The organism is Acinetobacter sp. YH12096 (assembly GCF_013419215.1).
GTDB lineage: Bacteria > Pseudomonadota > Gammaproteobacteria > Pseudomonadales > Moraxellaceae > Acinetobacter > Acinetobacter amyesii.
The window spans coordinates 49022-62541 of record NZ_VPAM01000003.1 but is presented as its reverse complement, the minus strand read 5'-3'; the positions used below and the strand labels follow the sequence as shown (position 1 = coordinate 62541).

Here is a 13520-nt window from a genome sequence, read left to right as displayed (position 1 = left end):
AGTCATAAATTACACAATATTTAGGTAGCCAAATGATCGATTCAGAAGGTTTCCGACCCAACGTCGGGATCATTTTGGCAAACGACATTGGACAAGTTTTATGGGCAAAGCGCATTGGTCACAATGCCTGGCAATTTCCACAAGGAGGTATCCAACATGGAGAAACCCCCGAACAGGCACTTTACCGTGAGCTGAGAGAAGAAGTTGGCTTACTGCCCGAACACGTCCAGGTGATAGCACAAACCCAAGGGTGGTTGCGCTATCGTTTGCCACATCGGTATATACGTACCGATTCAGCCCCCGTTTGTATTGGTCAAAAGCAAAAGTGGTTTTTATTGAAACTGACAGCTTCAGCACAGCATATTCAGCTGGATTTGTCAGATCCACCTGAGTTTGATCAATGGCAATGGGTCAGCTATTGGTACCCATTGGGACAAGTGGTGAATTTTAAACGCGATGTATATCGTAAAGCCATGGTGGAGCTGTGCAATCAGCTTCCGCAAAAACCGTAAAAATTTGCAGAATGGATGCAGATTTTTAGGATGAGTGTTGTTATAAATAAAGCAGAATAATTTTTGGAGCAGACACGATGTCGAACATGCAACTGGATACCTTAAGACGCATAGTCCAAGAGATTAATGCGTCGGCCAGTTTGCATGAATCTTTAGACATTATGGTCAATCAAGTGGCCGAAGCCATGCATGTGGATGTCTGCTCAATCTACTTGCTTGATGAACGAAATCATCGTTATTTACTGATGGCTTCTAAGGGTTTAAACCCTGAAGCCGTTGGACATGTCTCTTTGCATACCAGTGAGGGTTTGGTCGGCTTAGTTGGACAGCGTGAAGAAATCGTCAACTTAGACAATGCACCCAAACATGAACGCTTTATGTATCTGCCAGAAACGGGGGAAGAAATTTACAATTCCTTCCTCGGTGTTCCGGTGATGTATCGCCGTAAAGTTATGGGCGTCTTGGTGGTTCAAAACAAAGAGCCTCAAGACTTTAGCGAAGCTGCCGAATCCTTCCTCGTGACCCTATGCGCTCAACTTTCAGGGGTGATTGCCCATGCACATGCCGTCGGGAATATCGAAGTCTTTCGTAAACCAAACAACCTCCCTGCCTATAAAACCTTCCAAGGCATTTCAGGTTCAGGCGGTATTGCGCTAGGTCGTGCAGTCATCTTATATCCACCTGCTGATTTGGCTTCAGTCCCCGATCGTGAAGCCGATGACATCAGTGAAGAACTCGAATTACTCGACAATGCCATAGACGCAGTTCGTCAAGAAATTCTGTCCCTCGATGAAAAGATGCAAGATGCCCTTATGGCCGAAGAACGCGCATTATTTAGCGTGTTTTTACGGATGCTCGATGCCAATGCCCTTCCCGCGGAAATCAAAAGTGAAATTCGTGACGGTAACTGGGCACAAGGTTCGGTACGCATTGTTATTGATAAACACATTGCGCTCTTTGCACAGATGGAAGATGACTATCTCCGCGAACGTGTTTCAGACTTAAAAGATCTAGGGCGTCGTATCTTGGCCTTTTTGCAAGAAGCAGATGCCAGTCACCGTGAAATCACCGATGAAAGCATTTTAATTGGTGAGGAAATTTCTACGGCTGCCTTGGTTGAACTCCCTGTCGATAAAATAGCGGCGATTGTAACCACTGAAGGTGCCATGAACTCACACATGGTGATTGTGGCACGTGCCCTCGGTATTCCAACCGTAGTCGGTGTGACTGAACTACCAATTAATACCCTCGATGATGTCGAAATGATTGTCGATGCACATCAAGGTCGTGTATTCATCAATCCACCTCGTCGTTTACGCACACGTTATAAAGAGATTCAAAAAGAAGAAGAGCAAATTGCTAAAGATCTGAAGCAATACGAAACCAAAGATGCCATCACCCCTGACGGTGTTGCGGTTCGATTGTTTGTAAATACTGGCTTGATGATCGATGTGGTTCGCGGTGTACAACGTGGCGCCAAAGGTGTCGGTCTATACCGTTCTGAAATTCCATTTATGCTGCGTGATCGCTTCCCCGGTGAAGAAGAACAGCGCGCTATTTATCGTCAACAGCTCAGTCATTTTGCCAATAAACCAGTGGTGATGCGTACCCTCGATATTGGTGCAGATAAAGACCTTCCTTATTTCTCGATTGAAGAAGAAAACTCAGCACTGGGTTGGCGTGGAATTCGCTTTACTCTCGATCATCCTGAGATTTTTTCAGCCCAAATTCGTGCCATGCTCAAAGCCAGTATTGGCCTGAACAACTTGCATATATTGCTGCCGATGGTGACCAGTGTCAGCGAAGTCGAAGAAGCGTTGTATTTGCTCGATCGTGACTGGCAAGCGGTGCAAGAAGAAGAACAGGTGAAAATTACCAAACCCAAAATCGGCATCATGGTCGAAGTGCCGAGTGTGCTGTTACAGATCGATGAGTTTGCTGAATTGGTTGACTTCTTCTCGGTCGGATCTAACGATTTAACCCAATACTTACTTGCGGTTGACCGAAATAACCCACGAGTTGCCAATGTCTATTCACACTCACACCCAGCCGTACTTCGTGCGCTGACTCGCTTGGTGCAAGAATGTCATAAATACGACAAGCCGATTAGTATTTGTGGAGAAATGGCCGGTGATCCACTCACAGCTATTTTACTGATGGCGATGGGCTTTAATACCCTATCGATGAGTTCGAGTAATATCCTCAAAGTCCGTAAAGCCATCTGCCATGTGCCGATGCCAGATGCAAAAGAGCTCTTGGATCGTGCTTTGAGCATGAATAATCCACTGATGGTGAAAAGCATGATGGAGTACTACTTCAAGACTCATGGTCTTGGTGATATGGTGAAATCGGCAACCCGAATCGTGAGTGCTTAAGAACACTCATGTAAAATAATAAAATGAGGTGATGATGGATTTTTTATTTTTTTTTGGCTTTTGTCGCCATTGCCTTTTATATGACAAAGATCCATCCGCAACTCAAACAAAAAATGTTAGAGCTGCAACACGATACACCGATTGAAAAAGTATCCTCAACTCGACCTAGACCGTCCCAAGCACAACAAGTCAATATACGCCCAACCAAGCCAACAAAATCCAAAGCTCCGGTCAGCCGCTCTCGTATTCCCCCCTTACTCGGTATAGAAATTACTGCGTCACAGCAGCGCCGCTTAGGTAAAAATGATCCATCGGTGCTGGCTGCACAGCGCGCCAAACAGCTAAATCAGACGCAGCACAGCGACGCAACATGGTTTGAGCAATTGACCAGTCAGGTGGAACACGTACTTCAGCAACCTAATAACGCCGTAAAACATCAAAGCACAGCGTCTAGACCACAACAAAAATCCACATTCAACAAAATGTTTGAAGACTTATTTTCAAAATAAGCGGTGTTTTAATGTTCAATATTTCAACTCAAAACCAATGCTTTAAATCCTGCATGGAACCACCTAAATGAACGTTGGTATCTTATTATTCAACGAAGTTGAAGTCTTAGATGCTGCGGGGATTTCTTCGGGGATCCATGCATCGCTTTATATTGTGGCCAAATTGCATGGCTTAGAGATTGCGAAGCAAACAGCAAAACGTATGGAATATGATGTGGAATTTGTTTAAGCAGATGTTGAAGCCGAATCATTTAGTAGACTAAAAACTGAGAAAATACACTGAAATAAAAAGGGAGATAATCATTCGAATATCCCCCTTTTTTGTGCTTTGCATAGCCGCGTTTTGCATTTTTCTTTCGATCTACAAAAGTTTGGCTTTTGTTAAAATCGTTCATGTGTTTTGCCACAAAGTTGCGAACTTCAACTTCAGGCAGGACTTTTTTCTTTGCCATTTGCATTCACCTTTTTGCCTATACAGCACCCTCGTACTGTAGTGCATATATTGATCTATTTTTAGATTTTTTCAAGCACTTTCCTATGGCTTTTTGATACAGCGTAGTTAGCCCCAAGGCCAAAAAAAAAATTGCTTTGCCACATTATTTCCCTCTCCCTAACCCTCTCCCATTGAGAGAGGGAAATACGTTGTATTTAGCTAGCAAAAGCCCGTTCTAATACTCGCTCTACATCGACCTTTTTAGCATCCAGCATGCCCACCACTTGCCCATGTTTCGCACTATAGCGGCTTTGAATAAAACCATTTGCTACATAATCAGGCGCATAGCGTTTCAATAACACCGCTTGTGCAAGTACCGTTAAACGACTGACCAAACTGCGCCCCATAAATTGTAAATCTTCAGGTGATTGATGGAACAACCTGAACAAGTCCTGCAATTCTGTTTGCAAGCTTTCATCTGTACTTGCTGTACTCGCCAAATCTTTAAACAGCACTTCAATAGATTCAGGGTCACGCCCAATCGCACGCAGCACATCTAGGCACATGACATTGCCTGAACCTTCCCAAATGGTATTCACAGGTGCTTCTTTAAAGATGCGCGCCATGATGCCGTTATCGACATAGCCATTGCCGCCAAAGACTTCCATCATCTCCCCTGTTAGCTCTACGGCACGCTTACAAATCCAAAACTTGGCTGCTGGGGTCATGATGCGTTTCCATGCAACAGACAAAGCATCATCCGATTCATAGCACTGCGCCAAATGGAAACTGAGCTGAGTCGCTGCTTCGCTCTCTAAAGCCAAATCTGCCAAAACTGCACGCATTAAGGGTTGTTCAATCAAATGTTTACCAAAAGCCTGACGCTGACGGGTATAGGCAATGCATTGCACCAAAGCTTGACGCAGCATGGCGCTCGAACCGACCGAACAGGTCAGACGGGTATAATTCGCCATTTCAATAATGGTTGGAATGCCACGCCCTGCCTCACCAATCATAATGCCCCACGCATTTTTGAATTCGACTTCCGAGCTTGAATTACTGCGGTTACCGACTTTTTCTTTTAGGCGTTGCACCTGAATATTATTCTTCGTGCCATCTTCCAACCAACGTGGCACAAAGAAACAAGCCAAGCCATCTTGTTCGGTTTTTGCCACCACCAAATGCGCATCACACATCGGTGCAGAGAAAAACCATTTATGCCCCGTGAGTAAATAAGCTTTGCCTCGTCCTGTTTCTGCCACAGGCACAGCTATAGTTTCATTAGCACGTACATCCGAACCGCCCTGCTTTTCAGTCATGCCCATACCGAGCCAAATCGACATTTTCTGCGCAATCGGTACATCGCGTTCATCATATTCAGTCGATAGTAGTTTCTCTCCAATTTTGGCCCACAGTTCAGGTTCACGCTGAATGAGTGGAATACTGCCGAGTGTCATTGAATTTGGACATAAATTGCCGCACTCGACCTGACCTGCTAAATAAAAACGTGCTGCCCACTCCACCCATTTTGTCTTGGAATTTGGCTGATTAAATGGATGTGCATGGGTATCAAACTGGCGGTTGAGCCCCATCCATTTATGCCATGAAGGATGAAACTCGATAAAGTCAGTACGGCGGCCTCGCGCATCGAAGGCATGTAAAATTGGGGTATGTTTGTTGGCTAAAGCCCCATGCTGAAAGTATTCACTCGAACCTGCCACTTTGCCCATTTCGCATAAAGTCGGCTGATCATGGCTGCTGCAGCGTTTTAAGATTTCATGTAAAACCGTATCGCTTGAAAATAGATTGTAGTTTTCTAGTTCATCAAATTGGTTGCTGATTTGATGCGTCATCCATGTCTGTTCTAATGTATTCATCGTCTATATTTTCCGCTTGTTCTTGTTGGCTTTTCATTTCAGTATAGAGAAAATTTAAAGCATAGACGTTCGGTTTTCCGCGCTTAAAAATATGAAGCATTCAGCCATTCAAATACGGCGTAAGCCACGTCAATCACGTGCCAAACTGACGCAAGAAGCCTTACAGGACAGTTTTGTTCGGCTTTTGCATGAGCGTCCTGCCAGCCAAATTACCATTCGGGAAATTACCGACCTTGCAGGCGTGGGCTTGGGAACGTTCTATGAATATTTTTCTAAAAAGGAAGATTTGATTGCGCTAACCATTCATTTACATGTGAAACACAATGCGGAAAGCTTAAAAAGTTATGCACATAGCTTGATCAAGTTATCCACAGATTTGAAGTTTCAGACTTATTTAGAGCGAATTATTCATTTTCAAATTGAGCAAATTCAAGCACAGCAGTTTTTATGGTCACAGGTGTTTTTGTTAGAACGGCAGATTTCAGATATTGAAAGTTACCGTAAGAGTTATGCCATGATGGTGCAAATGTGGCGCAGTATGCTTGAGCCATTTATACAGGATGATGAACAGCTCAAACAGATGGCTTTAAATATGCAGCGGGTGTGTTATGGCTTTGTGTCGCAAACTTTATTGATTGAGCCTGATTTTGGGGAGTGGGATGAATTAAAGCGAGATATAATTCATATGTTGCGCGATTAGACTTCGCGGACAAGTCTAATGATGTTTCAAATGCATCGGTGAATAAAATAAAGTCATGTTATTTACAAAAAATCGGCTCTTAAACCAGTTATTTTAGATATTTAGGAAATTCATTTTTACGGTAGAAGAAAATCATTCATCACTTGTTTCATCCGTCAATAAAAGTGCTTTAGAAGTTAAGCTTTTATTGCCAGCTTACTTGTCTCATTTATACGCCTTTGCAATGCTGGCCAGTTGTAAGCTCTTTAAAAATTCAGCCGTATATTTTGGACTATGGCCTAATGCACCACGATGATAGCCATTTGGGATCGCCTGATAGACTACTGGCAATTTTTTATTTGCACACTTTTTGGTAATAACTTTGAGTACCAAGGTGATCGACAAATGGTCTGCGGCGCCTTAAACAAACATCAGTGTTACGGTTAGGGTCATATATTCAATCGACTGCCGTTTTAAATAGCTTAGGGATGGCCTTAAGTCTGAATTTTTTAAAAGATTGGCTGAGGTGCTTGTTTTAACTAATTTTTTAGTTCTGATAAACAGCGTTTACGGGCCTGATTTAGTAAAGACTTCATATCTGGACTAACCTGTTGATCTACATTGATCGATCTGCTTCGGCTGCTCCCAACAACACGATGGGGAAAAATGCCGCTACGTTGGTATCTGGATTTGGATTGGTTTCTACGTATTCAGCAATACATTCATATTGATAACCACCCGGTGCCAAGGGTATTGCAGCTTTAAGATTCAATTCAAGCGCATCTTTTTGTCCCTGAGCTGCAACCGCAATAGCAGCTGCACCACCTTGACTATGCCCCCATCACCATCCAGTCTTTATTAAATTGCTTCGGCTTCCAAGAATGCAGTGCATGTACAGAATCCACCAAATTATAAACTTAACTGACTACATTCATATAAGGGTGCTGTTTTGGCTTACCTAGTCCTTGATAATCTGTTGTAACCACTACATAGCCATGCCTCAAACAACTGTCGATTGCACCATCTATGACTAGTTGCAAACTATACACAGGCCCATTGTATAATCACTTGAAGGAGCACTTGTATCAGCCACACAGTCGTGCCATGTGCTCATGCCAATACGGTCCAGTCTTGTTTAAGTACTTATCCTTTTGGGAGTAAAATATATCCCGAGGTCAAAATGGGTTCGCCATTAACCCCCTCAACTACGATATGCGATCACGTAAGGTTGCCTAGTATGTTGATATGATGTAGGAATCGATTCACGCTGGAGTGACAACACCTGACCTGATAACAATAAAGATAGGTGTGCCAACTAGCATCATCCCATAAAAATTTATATACAATTTTCTAAAACAACTTAGACCACTTGCCAATATTTCTTCAGCAGTATTTTTAGCTTATTTTAAGTATTAAATAATGTCTTTAATGTTGAAAAACTCTCCAATATTAATAGCTCAAAAATGTCTTTCATTAACTAGAATCAGCTAAAAAACCTATATTAAGGCCAAAATCCATAATAAAAATATGGGTTTAAATATTTCGTCCTGTTCTACCTATCATAGCGATATATTTGAGTTTAATTCATCGATAAAATGTTAAAACAAAATATATAAACAAATAATTTAAATTCAACAACTTGATTCATCGAATTAACCATTTATTCAAAACTATTTTTCCATTTGTAAAAAGCCACAGAAAGCTTTAGAGTCAATAAGTATATAAAGATTTTTAAGCTTTTAACGGCTACAGTTTTATGACTTCTCTTCGATTGATTGCTGCTTGAAAAATTTTAGAATGAGAGAAAAACTGTTGTCACATTGTCACTTTAAAATGAATTAACAAAACGGTTAATGTCATGTGCTGTTGAGCGTGTTATCAATTGATAAGGTTATAACTCCCAACTTTAATACATGATTATAATAATGGAGATACTCAATGAGCGACGACGTTAAAAAATGTCCTGTCACCCACCTAACAACTGATGCTGGTGCTCCTGTTGTAGATAATCAGAACAGTATGACGGCAGGTGCACGTGGTCCTTTGCTTGCCCAAGACCTATGGCTTAATGAAAAACTCGGTAATTTCGTTCGTGAAGTAATTCCAGAGCGTCGTATGCATGCCAAAGGTTCTGGTGCTTTCGGTACGTTTACCGTGACTAACGATATTACCCAATATACCCGCGCTAAAATTTTCTCAGAAGTTGGTAAAAAAACTGAACTTTTTGCTCGTTTTTCTACCGTAGCAGGTGAGCGTGGTGCTGCAGATGCAGAACGCGATATTCGTGGTTTTGCCCTGAAATTCTATACTGAAGAAGGTAACTGGGATTTAGTTGGTAATAACACCCCTGTCTTCTTCCTACGTGATGCTCGTAAATTCCCTGACTTAAACAAAGCAGTAAAACGCGATCCTAAAACCAATAAGCGTAGTGCAACTAATAACTGGGATTTTTGGACTTTACTACCTGAAGCTCTACACCAAGTTACGATTGTGATGTCTGACCGCGGTATTCCAGATGGTTACCGTCATATGCATGGTTTTGGCAGTCATACTTTCAGTTTTATTAATGCCAATAATGAACGCTTCTGGGTTAAATTCCACATGCGCACTCAACAAGGCATTAAAAACTTAACCGATGCTGAAGCTGAAGCGATTATTGCCAAAGACCGTGAAAGCTCACAAACCGATCTGTTCAATGCAATTGAACGCGGCGATTTTCCAAAATGGAAAATGTACGTTCAAATTATGCCTGAACTTGATGCAGAAAAAGTACCTTATCACCCATTTGATTTAACCAAAGTATGGCCTAAAGGCGACTATCCGTTGATTGAAGTGGGTGAATTCGAACTCAACCGTAATCCTGAAAACTATTTCCAAGATGTTGAACAAGCCGCTTTTGCACCAAGTAACTTGGTGCCGGGCATTAGCTTCTCACCTGACCGTATGCTGCAAGCGCGTTTATTCAACTATGCTGATGCTGCACGTTATCGCGTGGGTGTAAACCATTACCAAATTCCTGTAAATGCACCACGTTGCCCTGTTCATTCCAACCGTCGTGATGGTCAAGGCCGTATGGATGGTAACTATGGTGCAACACCGCATTATGAACCAAACAGCTTCAGCCAATGGCAAGAGCAACCACAATACAAAGAACCACCATTGAAAATTACTGGTGATGCTGACTTGTGGGATTATCGTGAAGATGACAGCGACTATTTCAGTCAACCACGTGCATTATTCAACTTAATGAATGATGAACAAAAACAAGCATTGTTTAATAACACTGCTGGCGCAATGGGCGATGCACTCGACTTCATTAAATACCGTCATATCCGTAACTGTTACGCATGTGATCCAGCTTATGGTGAAGGTGTTGCAAAAGCATTAGGCTTAACTGTAGCGGATGCGCAAGCTGCTCGTGCAACTGATCCAGCTCAAGGTAATCCAGGCTTGCTTTAAGTTTTATCTTTGAATAAAAAAACCACCTTTTAAGGTGGTTTTTTCTTGGCATTAAATATTCCAATTACCTTTTAATTAATTCTTAAACAATCAATTTTTTGCCTTCATGCATGGTTAAAAATGGATTCATTAACTTTGATGTTTTTCGCATTGCATGATGTAAGTCATGTTCAGGTTGGTCTCTAGCTTCATCAGTCAACTGAAAAGTCCGATAATGCATTGCCAATGAACATTTTGACTGTAAATCTTTATGCGCCTGAAAAGCTTCTTCGGGATTCATGTGCAAATATTTCATTAAACGACGTGGCTCATAAGCTCCAATCGGTAATAACGCTACTCGGGGTGCACCTAAGCGTGTATGGATTTGTTTGAAATGTGCGGCATAGCCCGTATCTCCAGCAAAGAAGAAATGTCCTGTACTATGCACGATGGAAAAACCTCCCCATAAGGCATGATTTTGATCTCGCCAACCACGACCTGAACCATGCTGTGCAGGCGTATAAACGATACGCAAATCTTCAAACATTTCCGATTGCCACCAATCAAGTTCAATGACATTGAAGTGTGTTGGCAAATAATAAGCGTTGCCTAAACCGGTATAAATCGGCATAGCAAATTGTTCATGCAACCAATCTAGACTTGCCAAATCCATATGATCATAATGATTATGACTCAGCAAAACCCCATGAATGGTGGGTAATTCTTCTAAGGCAATGCCTGCAGGACACGCGCGTCGTGGTCCAGTCCCCTGACGTGGGCCTGCATACTCCGCCCACACAGGATCGGTCAAAAAATTATACGGCCCAATCTGAATCAGAACCGTAGCATGCCCGACAAACCATACCAACCAATCATCCATTTTAGCCAAAGGTCGATTTTGCGGAATGCTACGCGAAGAGGCAAAAAACTGTTGGTATTCTTGCTCACGATCTACTTTCCACGTGTCGCTTTTACGCGTCATGATCCATTTCAGCATATCTTTACGCGTAAACGGATCTGGATTTCGAATGGTATTAAAGAATTTTTCCCCATTAAAATGGTCGGTTGCCAGATAATCAAATACAGGCTTCGTCCACGTATGTTTCATACAGCGTTCAGTACTGATTTGAAATTGTGCTGATTGAGTTTTTTGATTCATATGTATTTAAAATTCATTCACTGTGCTGACAAACCTTGCAAAGTATTTAACCTCGCAGACCTATTGATCAAGACGACCTTTCATGCGCTCAAGCCAAACCTTCCGAGATTGAGGCTTGACAAAGAGTGCCACAATTTCAGGATGAAGCTGTTTAATTTGTGCTTCAATTCTGTTGACACAAGCTTCGATATCATCTGACGTTAAATTATCTTTAAATTCAAGACTCAAAGATGCCAAAACTTGATGTGCACCCATCTGCTCTGTTAACACCCCATTGGCAGAATGCACTGCTGGATCTTGCTCTGCAACCATCAAGACATTATGCCTCAATTGTGGGTCAGCAGTTTCTCCCATGAGCAATCCTTTAGTCTCACGTGCAAGTAAAATTGCTGAAATAGCGAGTACAACCCCAATTAGAATTGATGCCAGACCATCAAGCATTGGCATATTCAGCGCGTGTGATAAATAGATACCGATCAGGGCAATAAACAGACCAATCAGCGCTGCTGAATCTTCAAATAACACGGTAAATGTCGTCGGATCTTTACTGCGTCGAAATGCTTCAAAATAGCCCTGTTTCCCTTTGATTTTACGAAATGCTTTCAATGCCACAAACCAAGAGGTCCCTTCACACAAAATCGCAATACCTAATACGATATAGTTAATCATCGGATTTTGCATTTCTTCGGGGTGATAAATATGACTAATCCCTTGATAAATCGACACGATCGCACCCAAAGCAAAGACCATCAACGCCACAATAAAAGCCCAAAAATACAGCTCTCGCCCATAGCCAAACGGATGGCGTGCATTTGCTGGCTGCTGCGATTTTTTCATACCGTAGAGCAGTAAGATTTCATTTAAAGTATCAACCACAGAGTGAATAGCTTCACTCAACATGGCAGAACTATTCGTGATATAGGCAGCGACAAACTTCACCAGTGCAATCGCTAAATTGCCGAAGAGCGCTGCATATACCACGATTTTGTTAGATTCAGACATTTAAAATTGTCCTAAATTTATTTTTATCAAACAGATCTATTTGATTTTATAGCTCATTCCATAGTACTCAAACTGACTGTAGCTGTTGTTTGTTATTTTGTTGTTTTTACACCAACTGTCGATTGTTTCGACAATGCCATCATATTCCATGTGAAACACGCTCTTTAGCGCAAAGGTATAGAACAAAAAAGGAAGCCGCAGCTTCCTTATAATTCTCTAGATGTACGAGGTTCAACGTACTTTATTAAAATACTGCTCGCGCCACTCTTTCCAAAAGTACATCACAATACCAAACATCACGACGACGATTCCAACAAAGGCATTGGAGCTAATATGTTCACTGTTCAACGTAGCTCCCAAAACCAATGCTATGACAGGTGTCATCACATTACTGAGTGACACCGTTGATGCGGCCAAACGTCTTATAAGCCAGAAGTAACACAGCATTGCCACAATGGATGACATGATCATGGTAAAGACAAATCCAATCATCGCACGGCCACTTGGCAATTCGGTTGGAAAATGCTGCCAAATAAATGGAATAATGAGCATCGATCCTAAAGCAGAAACAATCAGGGAACCGGTTGCCTGTGACATCGGCTTTAACGGTGCATTAATCTGCTTCACCCAAAAAATCGAACTAATATACGACACCATGCTGATTAGCATCAGTACAACGCCAATTGGATTGACTTTGCTATCAGCAGAATCTGCAAAGACAAAAGTTAGACCTCCCACTGCAACCGCCATGCCCAACCACTGCAAAGCGACCAATTTATGTGTTTTTAAAATTACATGCCCAATCAAACCGGCAATTAAGGGTGAAAAACCAAAAATCAGTGCCATTAAACCAGAGGTGAGATAATTGGCTGCCAGATAAATAAACAACTGTGCGCCAATCAAATTCAAACTCCCTGCCACATAACTTTTTAATGAGGTTTCATCAAACGGCAAAGGATCACGCATCAATTTCAATAGAAACAGCGCAATAATAGATGCGCCGAAGTAACGGATAATCAACACCCACATCGGATGTATTTCCTGCACACTCCACACAATCGCGAGCGGCGTCGTCGCCCAAATCAGTACCAAAAGAGCATATATACTTGCCGTCAGCGGCAGTGAAGATTTCATTTCATTCTCAAATTTGATTGTTCTAACGACTTAACCTGAAACCCACTATTCAGATCTGGAACTACTCGTAAGACCATTAACTAATAAAGTTTAAGACCAATTATTGTTCTCCCCTTTATCAACTAAATTGGAGGCGGTATGAATGCCACCCGATCGTTTGGGGTATAAGGACTTCTCTTCAAACGATCAATAATCTCCCCTAACCACTCTTAAAAAAAAGAGGAGGGAAACATCTAAACGAAATCCATTCTTCACAAAGACTACTCCCTCCTTTGAAAAAGGAGGGCTGGGGAGGATTAAAACCGTTGAATAGATCTACATAAGCTAAAACTATATACATGGACTACAAAATAGCTTTATAAGTGCGATGCTAAAACTAAAGACATAAAAAAACAGACCTAC

General features: G+C 41.9%; 13 protein-coding genes. 6 read left to right on the top strand and 7 right to left on the bottom strand.

Going from position 1 to position 13520, the window contains the following annotated elements; translation table 11 throughout:
* The first annotated feature begins 32 nt into the window (after nt 1–32).
* The 4 genes from FTU36_RS01660 to FTU36_RS01645 all read left to right on the top strand — a co-directional run bounded on the left by FTU36_RS01660 (nt 33) and on the right by FTU36_RS01645 (nt 3625).
* Nucleotides 33–512 (top strand): RNA pyrophosphohydrolase, encoded by a 480-nt coding sequence (locus tag FTU36_RS01660; RefSeq protein WP_180065340.1) that lies wholly within the window; start codon nt 33–35, stop codon nt 510–512.
* Between the two features lie 77 nt (nt 513–589).
* Nucleotides 590–2887 (top strand): phosphoenolpyruvate--protein phosphotransferase, encoded by a 2298-nt coding sequence (gene ptsP, locus FTU36_RS01655; protein ID WP_180005299.1) that lies wholly within the window; start codon nt 590–592, stop codon nt 2885–2887.
* A gap of 80 nt (nt 2888–2967) precedes the next feature.
* A complete protein-coding gene (locus FTU36_RS01650; RefSeq protein ID WP_180020946.1) occupies nt 2968–3396 on the top strand; it encodes a hypothetical protein in 429 nt (142 codons plus the stop codon).
* 67 nt (nt 3397–3463) lie between these two features.
* Nucleotides 3464–3625, top strand: coding sequence for a hypothetical protein (locus FTU36_RS01645; protein WP_180010167.1), 162 nt, complete (start codon nt 3464–3466; stop codon nt 3623–3625).
* Between the two features lie 22 nt (nt 3626–3647).
* Here the strand turns inward: FTU36_RS01645 and FTU36_RS01640 are convergent, their stop codons facing one another.
* Together FTU36_RS01640 and FTU36_RS01635 are read right to left on the bottom strand one after the other, a co-directional pair.
* Nucleotides 3648–3848, bottom strand: coding sequence for a hypothetical protein (locus tag FTU36_RS01640; protein ID WP_067764150.1), 201 nt, complete (start codon nt 3846–3848; stop codon nt 3648–3650).
* A gap of 196 nt (nt 3849–4044) precedes the next feature.
* Nucleotides 4045–5706, bottom strand: a complete 1662-nt coding sequence (locus FTU36_RS01635) for an acyl-CoA dehydrogenase family protein (protein WP_180116683.1) — start codon at nt 5704–5706, stop codon at nt 4045–4047.
* Between the two features lie 91 nt (nt 5707–5797).
* Between FTU36_RS01635 and FTU36_RS01630 the strand changes: the two genes are divergently transcribed.
* A complete protein-coding gene (locus FTU36_RS01630; protein WP_180002945.1) occupies nt 5798–6406 on the top strand; it encodes a TetR/AcrR family transcriptional regulator in 609 nt (202 codons plus the stop codon).
* Between the two features lie 204 nt (nt 6407–6610).
* Here FTU36_RS01630 and FTU36_RS01625 read toward each other — a convergent pair whose 3' ends face one another.
* Together FTU36_RS01625 and FTU36_RS01620 are read right to left on the bottom strand one after the other, a co-directional pair.
* On the bottom strand, nt 6611–6790 hold the full coding sequence (locus FTU36_RS01625) for a hypothetical protein (RefSeq protein ID WP_180048821.1): 180 nt from the start codon (nt 6788–6790) through the stop codon (nt 6611–6613).
* Nucleotides 6791–7001: 211 nt separating this feature from the next.
* Nucleotides 7002–7157 carry a hypothetical protein gene (locus tag FTU36_RS01620; RefSeq protein WP_180116682.1) on the bottom strand — a complete coding sequence of 52 codons (156 nt, stop codon included), beginning with the start codon at nt 7155–7157 and terminating at the stop codon, nt 7002–7004.
* A 1166-nt stretch (nt 7158–8323) separates the two neighbouring features.
* Here FTU36_RS01620 and FTU36_RS01615 point away from each other — a divergent pair.
* The gene (locus FTU36_RS01615) at nt 8324–9844 is read left to right on the top strand and encodes a catalase (RefSeq protein WP_111884100.1); all 1521 of its coding nucleotides are present in this window, start codon (nt 8324–8326) and stop codon (nt 9842–9844) included.
* A gap of 82 nt (nt 9845–9926) precedes the next feature.
* Here FTU36_RS01615 and FTU36_RS01610 read toward each other — a convergent pair whose 3' ends face one another.
* From FTU36_RS01610 to FTU36_RS01600, 3 genes are all read right to left on the bottom strand, one after another.
* A complete protein-coding gene (locus FTU36_RS01610) occupies nt 9927–10982 on the bottom strand; it encodes an MBL fold metallo-hydrolase (RefSeq protein WP_180116681.1) in 1056 nt (351 codons plus the stop codon).
* A gap of 60 nt (nt 10983–11042) precedes the next feature.
* Nucleotides 11043–11984, bottom strand: coding sequence for a cation diffusion facilitator family transporter (locus FTU36_RS01605; RefSeq protein ID WP_078192768.1), 942 nt, complete (start codon nt 11982–11984; stop codon nt 11043–11045).
* Nucleotides 11985–12215: 231 nt separating this feature from the next.
* Nucleotides 12216–13118, bottom strand: coding sequence for a DMT family transporter (locus FTU36_RS01600; protein ID WP_168377924.1), 903 nt, complete (start codon nt 13116–13118; stop codon nt 12216–12218).
* Nucleotides 13119–13520: the final 402 nt, after the last annotated feature.

Excerpts from the sequence above, each read along its gene's own strand:
- FTU36_RS01660 (WP_180065340.1), top strand. The coding sequence starts at position 33 with ATGATCGATTCAGAAGGTTTCCGACCCAACGTCGGGATCATTTTGGCA.
- ptsP (WP_180005299.1), top strand. The coding sequence starts at position 590 with ATGTCGAACATGCAACTGGATACCTTAAGACGCATAGTCCAAGAGATT.
- FTU36_RS01650 (WP_180020946.1), top strand. The coding sequence starts at position 2,968 with ATGACAAAGATCCATCCGCAACTCAAACAAAAAATGTTAGAGCTGCAA.
- FTU36_RS01645 (WP_180010167.1), top strand. The coding sequence starts at position 3,464 with ATGAACGTTGGTATCTTATTATTCAACGAAGTTGAAGTCTTAGATGCT.
- FTU36_RS01640 (WP_067764150.1), bottom strand. The coding sequence starts at position 3,848 with ATGGCAAAGAAAAAAGTCCTGCCTGAAGTTGAAGTTCGCAACTTTGTG.
- FTU36_RS01635 (WP_180116683.1), bottom strand. The coding sequence starts at position 5,706 with ATGAATACATTAGAACAGACATGGATGACGCATCAAATCAGCAACCAA.
- FTU36_RS01630 (WP_180002945.1), top strand. The coding sequence starts at position 5,798 with ATGAAGCATTCAGCCATTCAAATACGGCGTAAGCCACGTCAATCACGT.
- FTU36_RS01615 (WP_111884100.1), top strand. The coding sequence starts at position 8,324 with ATGAGCGACGACGTTAAAAAATGTCCTGTCACCCACCTAACAACTGAT.
- FTU36_RS01610 (WP_180116681.1), bottom strand. The coding sequence starts at position 10,982 with ATGAATCAAAAAACTCAATCAGCACAATTTCAAATCAGTACTGAACGC.
- FTU36_RS01605 (WP_078192768.1), bottom strand. The coding sequence starts at position 11,984 with ATGTCTGAATCTAACAAAATCGTGGTATATGCAGCGCTCTTCGGCAAT.
- FTU36_RS01600 (WP_168377924.1), bottom strand. The coding sequence starts at position 13,118 with ATGAAATCTTCACTGCCGCTGACGGCAAGTATATATGCTCTTTTGGTA.